Origin of the sequence: Paraburkholderia sp. CNPSo 3281 (genome assembly GCF_024206515.1) — a bacterium.
Classification (GTDB): Bacteria; Pseudomonadota; Gammaproteobacteria; order Burkholderiales; family Burkholderiaceae; genus Paraburkholderia; species Paraburkholderia nodosa.
Genome location: NZ_JAMBPS010000028.1, coordinates 15,239 through 31,220 on the forward strand (window position 1 = coordinate 15,239; position 15,982 = coordinate 31,220).

Genomic DNA, 15,982 nt, shown 5'->3' on the forward strand with positions numbered 1-15,982 from the left:
ATAACATTCAGACCTCGGGCACCTGCGATTCGTGGATGAAACGTGTGGGTGGATTCTTGCGGATCGAAGTGATCGTGAGTGTTTCGCGGGCGCGTGTCATCGCGACGTAGAACAGTCGCCGCTCCTCCGATTCAGGGCTTTTCTGGTCGGGCACCACGTTCTCCTCCGACCGCGTGATCCACACATGGTCCCACTCGAGACCCTTGGAGCTGTGCATCGTGGTTAAGACCAGCGCATCCGGCGCCGGCTCGTTGTTCGCCCGCTTCAGGAACTCGATGCGTTCGCTGAAAGAGCCATTCAGGCGGGAAATCACGTCGTAGGTCGCGAGGATCGCGCGCTCCGCGGCTTCCTTGCGCACGTACAGCATCATCCACTCCCGCACGCCCTCAAGCGCGAGTGAATAGAACTGCCTCTCGCATAGCGCCTGCCATTCTGCAAGGCGCTTCATGAAACCACGATAGGCCGTTGCGGTGTCCTCGGACAGGCCAAACGCGATCAGATCCTTTTTCTGCTTCTGCGCGAGCGTCGCACCCATGGCGTTGTGCAGGGCCGTCAGGTCGCGCGTGCTCATGCCCGCATAGCCAAGTACCGCGTCCAGACCGTTGAGCTTTATCCGCTGGACGATTTGCAGCAGATTGCACATGAGCGCGCCCTCGGGCTGGTCGAGCACGGAGCGGCCTGACGCGCGGTAATACTTCACGCCATACGAGCGGCACACTGACTCTATCGGGTCCAGCACCCGGTTGGTGCGGGAGAGAATCGCGCACGACTGCCCGGCGGCGAGCAGCGGCTTCAGCGCCTCGACGGCGGCCGCGGCGTCATCGTATTCGTCGTTGAACCGGCGAGCCACGACGGTACCGCCCGCACCCTTTTCCGCATGCAGCACCTTCGCGATCCGGTCTGTGTTGTGCTGGATGAGCCGGTCGGCGGCGGCGAGGATCTCGGACCGGCAACGATAGTTGCTGCCGAGGACGACGCGTTGGGCGTCGAATTTCGTGGCGAAGCCCTCCATGCCACGAAACCCCATCGCTGCGCGGAACCCATAGATGCTCTGATCGTCGTCGCCCACGACGGTCACGCGCGCGCCGGCGGCAGCATGTAATTCCACCCAGCGGTATTGCAGTGGGTCAGTGTCCTGGAACTCGTCGACCAGCAGATCGGTGAATGCGTAGGGTTCGATATCGCCCGACTCCATGCCAGCGATCGCGAGACGCAGCATGTCCTGGAAGTCGATCTTGCCGTTTCGCGCGAGTGCGTCCTCATATGCTCCGTACAGGATAGCCTCGGGCGACCCCTCGATCGCGTGCGTGATGCCCGTTTTGAGTTGCTCGATGACGGGTACCGCTTCCTCGACCTTCCAGTTCAGACCGGTCTCTGCAAGCACGCGCATCAGCAGGCCGGTGCGGTCGCCGTCCGACGCGATGTCGCGACGCTTACCACCCGGGCGTCCGATCTGCCTGAATCCCAACGAGTGGAACGTACCGGCGATCAGCCGGGCCTTCGCGCTTGCGCCGGCAAGCGTGAGAATGCGATCTCGCAACTCCATCGCCGCATCCTTGCTGAATGTGACAGCCCCAACCCTGCTGCCGGGCGCGGCGAGCAGTGATGCGGCCTTGGACGCGATCGTTTTCGTTTTGCCGGCGCCCGGGCACGCCACGGCCAGGCAATGCCGCTGTGCCTGTGCGACTTCGAGCTGCCGGGGGTTAAGGCCGTCGAGCATGGCGCGTCACTCAGAGGCCGCGAACGGAGGTCATCAGGCGCAGATGGGTCATGTAGCCGCGCACGCCAACCGGATGGAACTTGCGTAGAAAACGCGCGGTTTCCTCATCGACGTCGGACTGGTCGCGCACGCCGTTCCAGACCAGAAAATCGAATTGATCCATCACCTTGTCGAAACGCGTGATGACGGACAGCAGGCGCATGGCGAAGCGCGAGAACGCCTCGACCTCGATCTCGAGCGACGGCTTCGTGACGGCAGGACGGAACACGATATCGCCGCGCAGGGTCATTTCGCGTTCGGTCCGCTCGCGAAAACCGTCCGCGACCTGCAACTGCTCATCCACGTATGCTTCAAGCGCTTCCACCTGCTTTTCAAACCAGGCGTTCACGCTTCCCTTGTCGCGCTCGCCAAAGGTCGCGTCGCCGAAACGTTGCATATTGATGCTCATACGGTTGAGGTACGGCCACCACTGCTCGAAAAGCGGCCGCAGGCGCGTGTGGTTCAGTCGAACCGCAGCAGGCACGATCGCGGCGCCCGAGAGCTGCCTTTCCAGCAGCTGACGGCCGATTTCGCGGCGGCGGCGGACGATCACTGCACGCTCAGCGGGCGGCAGATCGCGAAAGAAGCGACGCGTGCGTTCGACCTGCTGACGCTTGTCGTCGGCCTCCGCGTCGCTGATCATGCCTTCGCGCTGCAGCGTTGCCGCGTCGCTTTCCATCTGCTGCAGTTCGGTCTCCAGCTCGCCGTCGTCGGCGCCGTCCGTTGCAGCCGTCACGCCCGGCGCGCCAACCACGGCGGTGCCATCGGAGCGCGAGTTTTCAGCCTCGGACGTCGTCGCGAGAGGGATACCGGTGCCGGATGCCGCCGCTTCGACAAGGACAGCGTCTTCGTTGTTGGTGCTCATGGTTTCGAATTCCTGTGAAAGTTGCACGCGCACCAGCGCGCGGCATTTGCTTATTGTTGCGGCGGACAGGCGGGGCTCGCGGGCAAAACGCGTGGAAATAAAGCGGCTTTCGCGCGATAGACCGCAGCAGGACTGGCGACGACGTGCCCTCGTTTAGGCGCCTAAACGCTTAAATGCAAAAAGCTCACGTTTTTCGTGAGCTTTTCTGGAGTGGAAAGTGTTAAGCCGGACGCGTCAGGCCGACGAACTGACAATCCAGAGAAGCAACGGAAGGAAGATTGCCAGTATGGTCCACCACTGCGCGATGAGCGGCACCGGCAGCACAAGGACGACAAACGCACAGCCCAGTACGACAAGCATGCCGTGCATCGCGAGATGGAAAGACAGCGGGCTGGCGAAGCCCGCGGCGGCCGCGCGTATGCGGCGGCGCATTGTGCCGTCCACCCACCCGGCCATGCACAGCACAACTGTTCCCGCGAGCCACGCCTTCATCACTATGGCGCGATAGAGCGCGCGGTACGTCTGCATCCAGAAATGCCGTGCCCAGCCACGCGCAAAGTCCCGGGTGCCATCCGCGTCAAATCCGTCGCCACCGCCGCTCAGTGTCGCCTGGACCGCGCCGGTGGTCACGAAGAGCCGCCGAAACAGTACGTTTGTCGCGTCAACTGAACTCGACGCGCGCTCATCACCCAAGGCCAGGACTGCCGACTGCGACTCCTCATCGCTGATCGCGAACAGGCTATCTGCCGGGATGATGGGTAGAAGGACGCTGGCCAGCAGCGGAACAACAAAGAACCACCACTTCACATGTCGAACGAATCGGCTGCTAGCCATAGAGCCACGCTCCGACGCGGAAAAAGAGATACGCGGGGAACGCGATGAGGCCTGCAATACCGCACCAGAAGCGGACTGGATTGCGGACGATCACGATGGCGAGGCCATACGCCCGGGCGCCCCGTCCGCGCGCAAACTCACGCGGTGCGGGTGCGGCGGGGTCATCCTGCGCTGCGGCTGTCGTGAGCGCGCGTTGCGCGTCGTCTGGGTCAAGCCCCGACAGCAGCGCTATCAGGGTAGCTGTGAGCGACATCGTAGTCCTCAAAGTAGAGCCGGAAACCTTCGCCTGTGAGCGCGCGCGCGGCAAGCTGGAAGGCGGCGGTCTTATGCGTGATGCGTTCGGGACACGCTTCGTCGACCATCTCCGTGGTGCAATCGGGAAAGCGCGCCTCAAACACAGTTACAGGTTCAAACATTGGCGACCAGACATAAAGTCGTTCGCCCTGACGCGCCACGTATCGACGCGCGTACAGGAGGTGCGACCGACTAAAGAGGCCCTGCATGAATGCAACGTGTGGCTCGCCGGTCTTGCGTACGCGCTTGTACGCAGCCAGTCCGTCCTCAAGCATTTCGCGCATGAGCGGTTCACTCTCGCCGACAAACCGCTCGCCAATGAAGTCGGCCAGACGCGAGCATGCGAGTTCCAGTTCGGGTGCAAGCGTGAACACCGGGACGAGATGACCCGAGAGCTTGTAGTCGCGAATGATTTTCTTAAACACGGTGGAAGTCATGCCTTTTTTATTTAGCCTTGCAAGATTGGAATACGGCCCTGATACACAGCGCCACCGGAGATGCGCATGAAGTACTGCAGGTTGGGCAGCCGCTGGATGAGCGCAGTCGGTATGAGCGGAGCCTTTTCCAGTTGAAGCGAACGTGTGATGCCACCGTTGAATTCACCGATGTGGCCTTCACTCCCACGGCTCGTGGACCCGGAAATCTGGATGTTCCGAATCGCGGTCTCGCCGACCTTGTCCGAGAACCACTGTGCCGTGTCGCTGTCCTCCAGTCTAAGGATGACCTGGTTGTTGAGGTTACCCAAAACCTGCAGCATCTTCGCGGCGTTTCCGAGTTTGGCTTCCAGATCCGAGCGTGTCTGGAACGCGACGAACGCCTTGAAGCCCGCGCCGCGGCCCTTGTTCAGAATCTGGATAACCTGTTCGTTGATCGCTTCGGCAACTTCGTCAATAACCAGAACGACATCGGGATTGGTTTTATAGAAGTTGTAGATTGCGCCGCACACTGCGGCGACATCGGCAAGAACCAGCGACGCTATTGCCTTCTGCACGATGCTGTTTGAGAGCGAGTCGAAGCCCATGTAGAGGACCGCTTTCTGCTTGATGATGCGATCGATGTCCCATATTTCCCGTTCGTCTTCGAAGTCCTCGACCTTCGGCGCGAGCATGAGACCCGTCTCGCCAGTAGCGAGCATCTGCAGCAGAGGCATCACCGAAGCGATCACCCGAGTGTAGTGGTCGCGATCGTGCGTGTGAGTCGCGATGAGGCCGTCGATTGCCTCGTGACCGTGGTCCTCGTGGGCATATCGTTCGTTGTAGAGCAGCACCATCGCATCGACTTTCGACACGCTGCCGGGCTTGCCACCGATCTGGGTCAACGTCGTCGCGACGAGTTCCTCCCAATTTGCGAGACCCGCGTCGCGGAAGAAGCGCTCAAGACTGCGCTCCAGGAGCTTGGCGACGCCCGCCTGCGCGTATTTCAGGATCGAGCGCAGGTTCGGTTTGTCGCCGACGTACAGTTCCCCCTTGACCGCGCGGTCGATGAACAGGAACGCGAAATCGCGGAACGGCCCCTCCTCCATAAGCTGCGCGATGCGCCCGGGGATTTCGGACGGCTGGGACCAGTTCTCGAGGGGGTTCAGGCGAATCGACTCGGAAGGCTTCGCCTGGCTGAAGTAAAGGAACTTGCGCCCGGTGCGCGCGCATTCGCGCTCCACCCGCGCCTTCCAGTCCTTGTCGTTCTTTGGGTCGATGATGATGAGCACGTCGCCCAGATGGATGACCTGCGTGGACAACACCTCATAAGTGCGGGTCTTGCCGGAGCCAGTCGTTCCACCCACTGCCGTATGGCCGCCCATAGCCTTGTAGTGGAATGGAACGAACCCCTTGTCGGGCTCCATGCCATGGATCCACGACGCGCCCTGCGGCATGCGATCCCGGATACTGTCAGCGGGCGCAAAGATCTTCTCGATCGCCTCCTTGATCTGGCGGCCGTGCCGAGTCTTGCCCAGCCATTTCGGGAGCCCCGGAATGTCCGTCGTCGGCATACGCAGGATGTCGTGCGCGATCTGGCAGTGCTTCTGCGTCCACTCGAAACCCATGCCGAGGTACATCGAATCGCTCTCCTCGCGCATGCGCTTCTGGATGCGCAGGAGACGCGGTACGTCAAGCGTGGTGAGCCACTTGGTCGAGATCGCCATGCGAAAGCGCAGCGCTTTCCACACCTGCCGACCCCGAAGCAGCAACGGCAGAAGCGCAGCGAGTCCGAATGCCCACCCGTACGGCATACCCGTGAATGGAAGCACGACGAACGCGGCCAGCCAGAAGATCGTCGCGCGAAATTCGTAGATCGGCCGGAAGTGATTGATGTAATTTGTGGTCGCGTTCATTCGGCGCCCCGCTGAAGGATCAGTTCGCCCGCGCGTGGCGCGAACACTATCTCTGCCTGCACATTTGCGACGAGCAGGCCTCGCTTGCGAAGGTGTTCAACGAGCGTGTCACTCGGCACGCCGTAACTTCCAACGAGACGCTTGGGCACCGCGAGCCCCTTCTCAGTCCAGTTCACCTTCGCTTGACCTGCGGCAACGTCCTCCCGGAGCGCACGGAAGAACTCGCGGATCATGTTCGGTTGACCCTCCAGCACCTGGTCGAACCCTTCGGGCACCGCCGCGGGCGCTGGGCGTCCAGCCGGACGAAAAGAAGCAGCATCGACGGACGGCTGCGGCTGCTTCTCGCCTGAAAACGGCAGGCCAAGCTGCGATTCGTCTTTCGGGCGCGGCTGTGGCGACGCGGCTGGCGAGCGCGACGGCTCACCGGCCTCCTCGCGATCAGGAGCGGGCGCCGCCGTTGCTGCGGGGGTTGCGGCTGGAGCGCGAGCGGGCACGTCAGCGGCACTAGGTTCCGCTTCGGCAGGTGCCCCGGCACTGGATTCCGCAGTAACCGGCCGCACAACCGCGGCCGGCGCGGGAGGCGCAGATGCAATGGGTGCGGTGCCGGCGGCTGCCGTTGGCGCAGGCGTCGGCGTGACTACCGGCTGAACGGCCGCCGCCACGTTGATTGCGGGTGGTACAGGGTATTGAACCGCCTCGAAGACTGCGTGTTGCGCTTTTTTGTCAAAGTCTGCAGCGACCGCGACGGCCTGGCGCACGACTTTGTGTACGAGCGACTCGCCAGGTGGCGCGGTGACCGTTGGATTGATCGCGCCAAAGAGATGAGCAAGCACCCCTGCCTCGTACCCGGCAAGCAGTTCGTGGCCAATGAGATTCTGCGCAAACAGCGCCGTGCGCATCCGCTCGACCGGGAGCGGCGTTGGCCTGCGCTGGAGCGCGTATGTGTCGCCACCGAGCCAGGGTCCCAGTGCCCCATGCCCAGCCGGACTCCACTCCGCCTGGTCGCGGCTTCGAAGCACGACAAAATGGCGGTAGGGTTCATCGAGCCCCGAGCAAAGAGCCGCGATAAATACGGCGTGGTTGTACTGTGGCTCGACGTGCCGCCGCTTTTCCGATGACAGGTTCGTGCCGAACTTCTGGCCACCGGCGAGCCGCATCGCGTAGAACGCCGTTTCCACCGTGCAGCGAAACGCCCCACCGGGCTCACGGTACAGATCCGGAGAATACGGAAGGCTCGAAAACCACGTGGCACAACGCGCGAGCAGGTCGCCCCAGCGCGACCGGTACTCGCCGTCACTTGCCTCGTTGGCAGCCTGCCGGATAAGCGCGACGCGGCGATCGTGCGCGGCGAGCAGCGCCGGGGCGTCCATCGGTTGATGCATGGCCGCGGCGCTCACAGGATACCTCCCGTGGCTACGCTCGCCGCCTTCTTCATCATCGAACCAGATGCGTTGGCGCCGCCGCCAAACATCCCTGCCATCTTGGGAATTTCGAACGAGAGCAGGAAGACGAAGAGTGAAAGGTCAAAGACGTATGAAGCACCTTCGGCCGTCGAGAGACCCATTGCGGTTGCTTCGTCGATAGCCTGGTTGAGCGACGTCGCAACGAGCTTGAGCAGGATCGCCGAGACCACGCAGTACATGCCCGCGCTGACCATGTAGTCAAGCCAGGACTTAAAGTAGCCACGCGTGTATGACGAAAATCCAAGCGCCACCGCAATCTGGCCCATCACAATCCCGACCGCGGCCTGGATGAGACCGAGGTTGTTCATGAAGGCAAAAACGATACTGGTAATCACCAGAACGATGTAGGCGAGCAGCAGCGGAAACATCGAGATGGTGAGCGCGACGTAGTTCGTCCACGACGTGCCGTTGTACGCCTTGACGACAGCCTCCATGACCGCGCCGCCTGCTGCGGCCATGGACGACGAAACGCCCTGCCCTGCGCCCGACTGGATCATGTTCGCGAGCGTCTGGAACCAGTTGTAAAAGCCCGGCGCGAAGGTTTGGTAGCTCACGTAGATCGACGCAAAGATGCCGAGTGTCCCGATCTCCTCGAACACCGTCACCCACGCAGACACGGGATCCCGGGTCGCGGAGTACCGGATAAACGTCAGGACCAGCGTGATAACGCCCAGGCCTGCGGCGAACTTGTCGGCTTCGCTCTTGATACTCTGGCTCACGGTGACCGCCGCCGGGATCGCCGCCGCAAAGAGCGATGCTGCCTTTGCCGCCGCCTTGGTAGCGCCGGCGGCGATCTCGCCCTTGGTCATCGTTGAGCCGAAGGTGTCGTTGCCCGACGACGATTGTGTGACCGTGGTGCCTGTTGACTCGGTGATCTGTTGCCCGAGCGCCGGGGAGTCGTCGGCCCATGCGGACGATGCAAGAAGCCCAAGACTCACGAGTGCGAGGCAGGCCCAGAACTGTCGAAAGCGCATCTTGCCCCTCAATTTCCGTTGGGCAGTGCGTCGAATGCTGCACGCTCGGCGGCCTGCTGTGCGGTGTAGGACTGCGCGGCCGACAGCCTGTCCTTCGCCGCGGCATTGGTCGAAGCCTGCTGCTGGGCGTCGTTCTGGGTTTTCGCCGCCATCATCTGAAGCATGTCGGAATTCTGGCTGCTGACGATGTCCAGGTAGTGGGTCGTGATTTCCGCCGTCGCCTGCTGGGTCGGCGTGAGTGACAGTTGCGACTGCAGGTCCGAACGGCGCTGGGCGAGGGTCTGCGTGTGCTGCATCACGTCGTTGCCCATCTGGAACAGGTTGGTCGCCGTCGCATCGCCCTGCTTGTAAAGCTCGCTCATGTCCGAGAGCCATTGGGTAGGCGACTTGCCCGACGTCGAGATGAGGTTCTGCACATGAGTGACGTAGGACGAGCCCTGCTGCAGGCTCCCGTATAGTTGCGTAAGCGTTGACGTGAGACTGCTTACTTTCGAAATATCGCCGGTGATCTGGTCGTACTGTGCCTTCATGGCCGTCGGGTTCAGATTCGTGGCCTGCAGCAGCTGGTTGGCCATCATCTGGTACTGATAGGCGATGTTGGTGTCCTGATAGATCTCACCCTTCACAGCCTTCGCAGCAGTAATGAAGTTCTGTGCAAAGTTGGTCGGGTCGAACACCACGAGTTGGGCGCGCGCCGCCGAGGACACGCAAAGGAGCGTTGCCGTAGCGACGACGGCACGAAAAAGGGTCTTTTTCATTCTTGGTTCCTCAATCAGAAAGAAGCATTTCGCGCATGTAGTTGTCGGCCCAGTTCTCATCGCCCGACGTGAAGTGGCGGTCGAGTACGCTCTGCGCGCGTCCATCTGCGCGCAGAGCCGCGAGCGTCTCCTTGTCGAAGCTCGCCTGAAGCATGCGGGTTTGCGTGGGCGTCACCCACAGGTAGTCGCGATTTGGAATCGCATTGACGATCATGTCGATCTGTCCTTCGCTGAGGCCAAACACGTCGCCGTAGAGCTTCATGTTGCTTCGCGCGTCCGGGTTGGCCAGATAGAAGATGTTCTGCAACTGCTCCTTGAGCACCTCGAAGTTCGCGACCCGCTCGAGCTGCTTGAGCGACTGCGTGGCCAGCGCGAGCGTGCCGTTCAGACGCCGGATCGTCACAGCCCACAGTTCGAGGCGTGCATAGAAGCGTGGGTACAGGAAGAAGAAGCCGCATTCCTCGACCTCGATGACGGTGAAGCGCGTGCCGTCCAGCCACTGCGAGATGCGGTAGAACGCGTAATCGGTAAAGAGGAGCGCCGCTTCCGGGTTGTTCTGGAACAGATCGCCGCATTCGATCGAAAGGTTGTCCGAGAGCGCGAACGCATCGTCCACATGGTCGAAGAAGTTTCCGTTCTTCTCCCCCTTCGTCCAGATCCGCAGCCGCTCGCGCAACTCGGCCGACAGCAGTGTGGTCAGGAACGACAGGGTCCAGTACTCAGGGGCGTAGCCAGTCGCGAGCATCGCGACCCGCTCGAAGATTTCGCGTTCCTGCGTCGGAGTGCATTTGAATGCGTCGTCCTCGATCGCCATCTGGACCCACGTCGCGACATACGCGTAGTGTCGTTCGTCCGACAGCAACGAAAGAGGGTTGATCGGCGTCGCCGCCTCGTAACGTCCCGTTACGTCGATAAATTTGCCGCCCGAGAGCACCGTCGGGATGCGCGTGGATCGTTCCTTGTCGAAGCGGATACGGCGCGCGTCGTGACGTGCCATCTGCGAGAGCAGGAAGTTCAGCAGCATCGTCTTGCCCGCGCCATTGGGGCCCACGACCAGCAAATGTGAGCGGCCGCCCGGGTGATGGAGAACGACCCGCTGCAGCGTCCGGTGGCGCGTAGGCAGGATCGTCGTGGCGCCAGTCTTGCGGCCGAACTGTTGCGTCAGCCACTCATTAACTTCAGGCCCCTCCGGTACCCCACGCACCGGCGCGACGTCCGACACAGCGGCCGTTTCCACAAACTGCAGTCGCTTTTGTTGGTCCCAGCGTCCTGGCAGCGTCGAAGCCCAGGCGGCGCCGAGGTTGTCCTTTTCCAGCACGAGGCCGAAGCCCGCGTTGCTCAGTCGCCCGACTACGTCGGAGGTTGCCTGGTCGCATTCCTCCATCGTGTCGCCGTAGACGAGGACGGAAATGTTCGCGAAACCGTATTGGGCGCCCTCGACGGTCAGCCTCTTGAGCGCATCTTCGGCTTCGTCGGCAAGAGTCTCGCGTCCCTTATCGTTCTTCTGTTCTTCCTTCGCGAAGAATTGCTTCAGGATTGCCCACGGGTTGATTGCCGCCGCCTTGAAGAACTTGCGCACGGACTTGATGAAGGCTTCCGCGCGGCTTGCACTCAGGAACCGGTACATCACGCAGATGTCGAGCTCCGCATCCACGTCGCAGAGCACATCAAGCGCGGCTTCCTGGAACCCAAGCCATTCCTTGACAGCAATGATCTTCGCAAAGCGCTTGCCATGTGCAGACTCGAACAGCAGGTGTTCAGCGCCGTAGGTGACAAACGATTCGGTCAGATGCGTGTCGAGCATCGTGACCGGATACCGCACGCGCCGCGGCGGCACCGAAGGATTGGCTGTCTGGTGCAGATGGGCAAGTGCGTTCTGCAGTTCAAGACGCTTCATCTTGAGCCGACCCATGCCGCCACGGAACGCATCGAGCAGGCCCTCGAACCGGCGTATGTCGGCGGTCAACTGGTCGATGTCGAAAGCGAACGCGTTGCGCGTGAGGACCTGATCACGGATCGCCTCGAAGGCAGCAAGGGGCATGGACTTGCCACCGATCTTCAGGTGGTAGCCGACTTTCTCGAAGAACTTGTTGAAGCCGGTCTCGGGCGTGAAGGCAAGCGACAACGAGTGCGAGTTGCGAAAGAACTTCCCGCTCCCGATGTTCTGCCGGTTGATCGCGTCCAGTCGAGTATCGAGCGGCGAAGCGAATTCGCCGTCGATCGCCCCTTTCACCCTGCGGTGCGAAAGCCGCCACCACGCCGTGACCCGGTGGTCGAAGTTCTTGGAGGCATTGTCGAGGTTGTTTCGCGCCGCTGTGATGTCGCTCGTGTTCGGGGTATCGGCGTCAACACCTTCGAATGTGAACGAGGTCAGCAGAGACCCATCCTTGTCGAGGACCAGGTCCGGCGTGACCATGGTGATCCATGGGGCGATTTCCTGGATGGGCCGGCGCGCAAGTGCACGCCGTTTTCCGGGCTTCAGCATGACAGATCCTGATCGAAACCATAGGGACGCCGAAAGCGGGCAGACGACTTGCCGCCCGGTGTCGGCTCATGGACGTCGGGGTAGCGGTTGTAGACGAGCATGACCAGGCGCCACCAGGGGTCGCGCGAGCTCATCCACCGCAGGAAGAAGTGCATCCCCATGCCGAGGCCAATGAAGCCGATCGAGCTTACGAGGTCGAACCCGCACGCGTAGCAGAGCAAGAGCGTGATGAAGGCATTCGCCTGCGCGAGCAACCGGTCTGCCCCGCCAATCTGGCGAGGCAGGGACAGGCCACGGCTGACCTTGACACGGTTACGTACAGACATAGGAAATTTTGAAGTGGTCCTTGAGAACCGGAATCGCACAGGCAGCGAGACCAACACCCACGAACACGCTGCCGAGGACCTTGCCGAGCGTGCTTTCCGAGTTCGCGATCGCGATGAAAGCGATGATCATGACGACCAGACCGATACAGAAGAGCCAGGGACCGCTGATGTAGTTCGAGATCAGGCAGATCGCGTCTGTCGCAGGGCCTAGATCGCTCAGATCGGTGGAGGTGGCGGACGCGACGGGGGCGATCGCGCTGAGCGCGGCCGCAATCAGCGTTGTGCGCAGTTCGCGGCGGCTGAACAGACGCGAGCACGCCGTGCGCACCCGGCTGGTGGCGTTTTGAAGGAAAGAGACAAGGTACTGCTTCATCGTTGGTCCACTCCAGTGGTTTAGAAAACGCGTTTGAGGATGTAGTCCCCGTTGTCATAGCCCCGGACTTCGAGGATTTCGGAGAGGTGCCGCATTTCGCCCGTGCGCTTCAAATGCACGACGTAGTTGAAGCAGCTGGCGATGTTCTGACGCAGGTCGGAGATGTCCCAGCGCGTCCCGGAAGGCACGCCGAGCATCGCGAGACTCTCAAACCGTCGCAGGCCACCGCGCGCCGTGCTCGAGTGAATGGAGCCCAGTCCGCCGTCGTGGCCCGTGTTCAGCGCCTGGATGAAGTCATAGGCCTCGCCACTGCGAACTTCGCCGACGAGGATCCGGTCGGGACGAAAGCGCAGACAGAGTGCAACGAGCATCTGGGTCGTCACCCCGGTATCGGTATTCGAGAGCAGCCGCAGCTTGTTCGGCACTGGCAGCTTGAGTTCCATCGTGTCCTCGATGGTGATCACCCGATCTTCATCGGGAATCTCGGCGCCCATAGCATTGAGCAGGGTCGTTTTGCCCGATGACGTGCCGCCTGCAACGAGGATGTTTTTCTTCGCGCGTACGATCTCGCGCAATGCCTGACGCAGATCGTGGTTCTCGATGCCCGGTCGGAAGAACTCCTGGTCCACGTCTTCGCGCGCGCGCGCGCGTGAAAACGCGCCGGCCTGAACGTAGTCGTCTAGCGAGAGGTGTTTGTCGCGGTGTTTTCGGATACTCAGAGCGTCGCCGTCGATCGCGGTCGGACGCATGACGGCCGCGATACGGAGGTTGCCGTGCCCCGCGTTCAGGATCCCCTGGGCCGTGCCCGCCTTCGCCGACTTCTCCACCGAGGAAGCGAGCGAGTGAATCGCGCCTGAGAGCGTTGACGGATTCAGCTCGATCGGCACGCGCGTGAGTACCCCGCGACGCTCGATCCAGACGTCTTTCGGGTTGTTGACCATCACTTCCGCGATGTCCGGCGCGTCGAGAAACTCGCGCAACGGCGCAAGCGAGGCGAAGAACATCCGGACCGCACTCTCTTCGAGGCGGTTGAATTTGAGCAGTGGGTTTTCGGCGGCTTCGGACATGCTGGTATTGTTCCGGGCCGGCCGCGTGGCTAACGGGCAAAAGGGTAGCGATATTCGGCAGCTTTCCCGAACGCCTGCGCGCTGGACTTGGCAGCCAAATGTCGCCCCGCACCCGTTTAGGCGCCTAAACGCTTAAACCCGGAATGGTGCACTTTTTGTGCAGCTTTTCGGCGGTCGCGACCGGGCTGGGCAATGCGTGCAACGGCGTATGGGCGAAAAAAAACCCGGCTCGATGTGAGCCGGGTCGGGTTGAAGAAAACGGGCAATCAGATGATCACCTCCACCACTTCGCCAAACGGCGCCTGACGTGCCCGACGCAGCGGCGTCGTCGACGCCCACAACACCGGGTACGACGGAGGCACGTCGGGGAAGTCGCCATCCATGTCCGTCAGATAGACGAGGAATGCCGGATTGAGGCCCTCCACTTCCAGACGACGGAACGGATCGGTGAAGGCCGTGCCGCCCCCACCCTTAACCGGCGCAAGCTCGATCGGGTCACCCCGTTCGAAGACCTGCACCTGCGTGACGCGCTTGTCGCAGTCCATCACAATCAGACGCGCGGGGCGAACGACTTCGGCCACGTGAATGATCTCGGCCGCGAACTGCGCCTGCGTCTCGTCGAAGACCGAGCCGCTGCTGTCGCGTACAAACACCGCGTCACCCACCGCCGGCGAATGCAGCGACGGCAGGTAGAACCCGAGATGCAGGTAACGGCGGTTGGGCATCGCGAAGCTGTAGTCGTCGTTTGTCACCTGCTGCGCAAAGCGCATCAGGATCGAACGCCAGTCCACAGATGGCTCCGCTGCTGCCTCCACCATCGCCTGCATGCCGCCGGGAAGCTTGCCGCGCATCCTGGCCGCTTTCGCGGCCTGGAGCGTGGCGACCTTCCACTCGGCTTCCTTCACGGGTTTGTCCGGCCCCGGATAAGGGCGGACCTCGCCGCAGGAAGGCGGTGCATCGGGATCGGGAGCCGCTGACGGTGTGTTCGCGCCGTTCGCGGGTGCCTGTTGAGCGCCCGGTGCTTGCGCACCAGGTTTGCCGCCAGACTTCTCCTTTTCCTTTTGCCTCGCCTCCTGCGTGAGGACCGCGTAAATCTCCTCGGCCGACTTGCCATGAAAGCGCGCGTCGTCGAGGTGTCCTGCTGGCAGAACCATCCCTGCCTGCTTCACGATCGGATTGATTGCGTAGTCGCACGCATCGTTCCACCGCTTCGCGTCGCGCGGCCCCTGCCGGAAGCAGTGGCCGTTGGCGACGTGCAGGATCTCGTGCGCGAGCACGCCCCGGCATTCCAGATCGTTCAGGGTGTCAAGATACGCCGGGTTGTAGCCCAGCGCCTCTCCGTCCACCCAGAACGTCTTGCAAGCCGGATCCTCGACTACCTTCAGACGCAGCGCCAGCGCGCCAAAAAACGGCTGGTCCATCACCAACGCCGAACGCTGTTTCGAGATGCGAGTATCCATGCGCACCTCACGCCGCGATGCGCAGCTGCGGCGCGAGGCCGGGTTTGGGCATCGCTGCCTGCGGCTTGCCGCCCATGAAGGCCTCCATCAGTTCCTCGATCTCGGTTGCCTTGGCGGCCACCTGGGAACGAAGCACCTCGGATTCCTTCAGGTCGACGCCGTTGTGCACGGCAAGGTGACGGTTGGCCTGCTCGAGGATGTGGTTCAGCTGCGGATCGTTGCTGAAATTCAGCTTCGGCAGCAGCCCGCACAGCTCACGCACGTTGTCGGCAACGTCGATACGTACGCCACCGGCCGCATACAGCCGGTTGGCCATCGCGGACACGGCATCGTACAGACGGCGCACGATGTCCTGGTTCGCATGGTCGATCGAGCGCTCGACGTGCTGATCGATTTCAGAGCGCAGGCTCGTGAGCACGTCCTCGGGCAGATCGACACCGAACTGGCTGGCGTCCGGGAACGGCAGGACCGCCATGCGTACGCCGAACTTCTCGCCAAGCTGCGCGAGCGTCGGGTAGTCCGCCTCGTTGAAGAGGCCGTTCATCTCCTGACGGGCCTGTTCCTTGAGGTCCAGGTAGTCGGTGAGGAAAACCTGCACGGCGAGATCGAACTCGTCCTTCATCCTGCGCATCTGTGTCGAGAATTCCATGTAGATGGAAGTGGGCAGCAGACGCACCGAAAGCTGGTTGTACTCCAGCGTGTGGTCATAGAAGTAGCGGCGGATGCGCCCGGCGAGCGACAGGACCTCCTTGAAGCTGGAGGCGTTCTCGGGCAGCAGCCGCTTGTTGAAGCGCCCGATGCCCTTGGTGTCGTGGCGGGTTTCAACCTCCTCAGTGACCTTCTCATCGAAGCGTCGTGCGACCCACGACGAGATGGTGACCGAGCAGAGCATGACGCGCGATTGAATATCGGTAATGTTCATGGAGAGACTCCTGAAGAGACAGAAAGTGGAATGAATCGGGAAAGGGAAAAGCGACGCGGGCGCGCACGTCGTG

At 62.0% G+C, this 15,982-nt stretch carries 15 protein-coding genes; all 15 read right to left on the reverse strand.

Annotation, left to right across the window (positions count from 1 at the left end; translation table 11 throughout):
* Positions 1-7: 7 nt before the first annotated feature.
* Positions 8-1,720 (reverse strand): ATP-dependent helicase, encoded by a 1,713-nt coding sequence (locus M3I56_RS24260; protein ID WP_254356166.1) that lies wholly within the window; start codon positions 1,718-1,720, stop codon positions 8-10.
* A gap of 10 nt (positions 1,721-1,730) precedes the next feature.
* A complete protein-coding gene (locus tag M3I56_RS24265) occupies positions 1,731-2,624 on the reverse strand; it encodes an ATPase (RefSeq protein WP_254344714.1) in 894 nt (297 codons plus the stop codon).
* A 234-nt stretch (positions 2,625-2,858) separates the two neighbouring features.
* Positions 2,859-3,458 (reverse strand): DUF4400 domain-containing protein, encoded by a 600-nt coding sequence (locus tag M3I56_RS24270; RefSeq protein WP_254316897.1) that lies wholly within the window; start codon positions 3,456-3,458, stop codon positions 2,859-2,861.
* Complete coding sequence (locus tag M3I56_RS24275; protein ID WP_254316898.1) at positions 3,451-3,711, reverse strand: hypothetical protein; 261 nt, start codon at positions 3,709-3,711, stop codon at positions 3,451-3,453. Before M3I56_RS24275 ends, M3I56_RS24270 begins: the two co-directional genes overlap by 8 nt.
* A complete protein-coding gene (locus M3I56_RS24280; RefSeq protein ID WP_254344716.1) occupies positions 3,668-4,189 on the reverse strand; it encodes a hypothetical protein in 522 nt (173 codons plus the stop codon). Before M3I56_RS24280 ends, M3I56_RS24275 begins: the two co-directional genes overlap by 44 nt.
* Before the next feature lie 11 nt (positions 4,190-4,200).
* Positions 4,201-6,081, reverse strand: coding sequence for a conjugative transfer system coupling protein TraD (gene traD, locus M3I56_RS24285; protein WP_254356167.1), 1,881 nt, complete (start codon positions 6,079-6,081; stop codon positions 4,201-4,203).
* A complete protein-coding gene (locus tag M3I56_RS24290; RefSeq protein WP_254344718.1) occupies positions 6,078-7,463 on the reverse strand; it encodes a TraI domain-containing protein in 1,386 nt (461 codons plus the stop codon). The genes traD and M3I56_RS24290 overlap by 4 nt, the downstream gene beginning before the upstream one ends.
* 11 nt (positions 7,464-7,474) lie before the next feature.
* Entirely contained in the window at positions 7,475-8,482 is a 1,008-nt protein-coding gene (locus M3I56_RS24295) for a type IV secretion system protein (protein WP_254356168.1), read from the reverse strand.
* 44 nt (positions 8,483-8,526) lie between these two features.
* Positions 8,527-9,276: a DUF4141 domain-containing protein gene (locus M3I56_RS24300; RefSeq protein ID WP_254344720.1), complete on the reverse strand. Its 750-nt coding sequence runs from the start codon at positions 9,274-9,276 to the stop codon at positions 8,527-8,529.
* A gap of 10 nt (positions 9,277-9,286) precedes the next feature.
* Positions 9,287-11,761, reverse strand: coding sequence for a VirB4 family type IV secretion system protein (locus M3I56_RS24305; RefSeq protein WP_254344722.1), 2,475 nt, complete (start codon positions 11,759-11,761; stop codon positions 9,287-9,289).
* Positions 11,755-12,087, reverse strand: coding sequence for a VirB3 family type IV secretion system protein (locus M3I56_RS24310; RefSeq protein WP_254344724.1), 333 nt, complete (start codon positions 12,085-12,087; stop codon positions 11,755-11,757). Before M3I56_RS24310 ends, M3I56_RS24305 begins: the two co-directional genes overlap by 7 nt.
* Positions 12,074-12,460, reverse strand: coding sequence for a TrbC/VirB2 family protein (locus M3I56_RS24315; RefSeq protein WP_254316906.1), 387 nt, complete (start codon positions 12,458-12,460; stop codon positions 12,074-12,076). Before M3I56_RS24315 ends, M3I56_RS24310 begins: the two co-directional genes overlap by 14 nt.
* A gap of 20 nt (positions 12,461-12,480) precedes the next feature.
* On the reverse strand, positions 12,481-13,527 hold the full coding sequence (locus M3I56_RS24320; protein ID WP_254344726.1) for a CpaF family protein: 1,047 nt from the start codon (positions 13,525-13,527) through the stop codon (positions 12,481-12,483).
* A gap of 266 nt (positions 13,528-13,793) precedes the next feature.
* A complete protein-coding gene (locus M3I56_RS24325) occupies positions 13,794-14,987 on the reverse strand; it encodes a VWA-like domain-containing protein (protein ID WP_254316908.1) in 1,194 nt (397 codons plus the stop codon).
* Between the two features lie 7 nt (positions 14,988-14,994).
* The gene (locus M3I56_RS24330; protein WP_254316909.1) at positions 14,995-15,909 is read right to left on the reverse strand and encodes a hypothetical protein; all 915 of its coding nucleotides are present in this window, start codon (positions 15,907-15,909) and stop codon (positions 14,995-14,997) included.
* Positions 15,910-15,982: the final 73 nt, after the last annotated feature.

What these genes read in the sequence shown, in the direction of transcription:
- M3I56_RS24260 (WP_254356166.1), bottom strand. Translation starts at nt 1,720, where the DNA reads ATGCTCGACGGCCTTAACCCCCGGCAGCTCGAAGTCGCACAGGCACAG.
- M3I56_RS24265 (WP_254344714.1), bottom strand. Translation starts at nt 2,624, where the DNA reads ATGAGCACCAACAACGAAGACGCTGTCCTTGTCGAAGCGGCGGCATCC.
- M3I56_RS24270 (WP_254316897.1), bottom strand. Translation starts at nt 3,458, where the DNA reads ATGGCTAGCAGCCGATTCGTTCGACATGTGAAGTGGTGGTTCTTTGTT.
- M3I56_RS24275 (WP_254316898.1), bottom strand. Translation starts at nt 3,711, where the DNA reads ATGTCGCTCACAGCTACCCTGATAGCGCTGCTGTCGGGGCTTGACCCA.
- M3I56_RS24280 (WP_254344716.1), bottom strand. Translation starts at nt 4,189, where the DNA reads ATGACTTCCACCGTGTTTAAGAAAATCATTCGCGACTACAAGCTCTCG.
- traD (WP_254356167.1), bottom strand. Translation starts at nt 6,081, where the DNA reads ATGAACGCGACCACAAATTACATCAATCACTTCCGGCCGATCTACGAA.
- M3I56_RS24290 (WP_254344718.1), bottom strand. Translation starts at nt 7,463, where the DNA reads ATGCATCAACCGATGGACGCCCCGGCGCTGCTCGCCGCGCACGATCGC.
- M3I56_RS24300 (WP_254344720.1), bottom strand. Translation starts at nt 9,276, where the DNA reads ATGAAAAAGACCCTTTTTCGTGCCGTCGTCGCTACGGCAACGCTCCTT.
- M3I56_RS24305 (WP_254344722.1), bottom strand. Translation starts at nt 11,761, where the DNA reads ATGCTGAAGCCCGGAAAACGGCGTGCACTTGCGCGCCGGCCCATCCAG.
- M3I56_RS24310 (WP_254344724.1), bottom strand. Translation starts at nt 12,087, where the DNA reads ATGTCTGTACGTAACCGTGTCAAGGTCAGCCGTGGCCTGTCCCTGCCT.
- M3I56_RS24315 (WP_254316906.1), bottom strand. Translation starts at nt 12,460, where the DNA reads ATGAAGCAGTACCTTGTCTCTTTCCTTCAAAACGCCACCAGCCGGGTG.
- M3I56_RS24320 (WP_254344726.1), bottom strand. Translation starts at nt 13,527, where the DNA reads ATGTCCGAAGCCGCCGAAAACCCACTGCTCAAATTCAACCGCCTCGAA.
- M3I56_RS24325 (WP_254316908.1), bottom strand. Translation starts at nt 14,987, where the DNA reads ATGGATACTCGCATCTCGAAACAGCGTTCGGCGTTGGTGATGGACCAG.
- M3I56_RS24330 (WP_254316909.1), bottom strand. Translation starts at nt 15,909, where the DNA reads ATGAACATTACCGATATTCAATCGCGCGTCATGCTCTGCTCGGTCACC.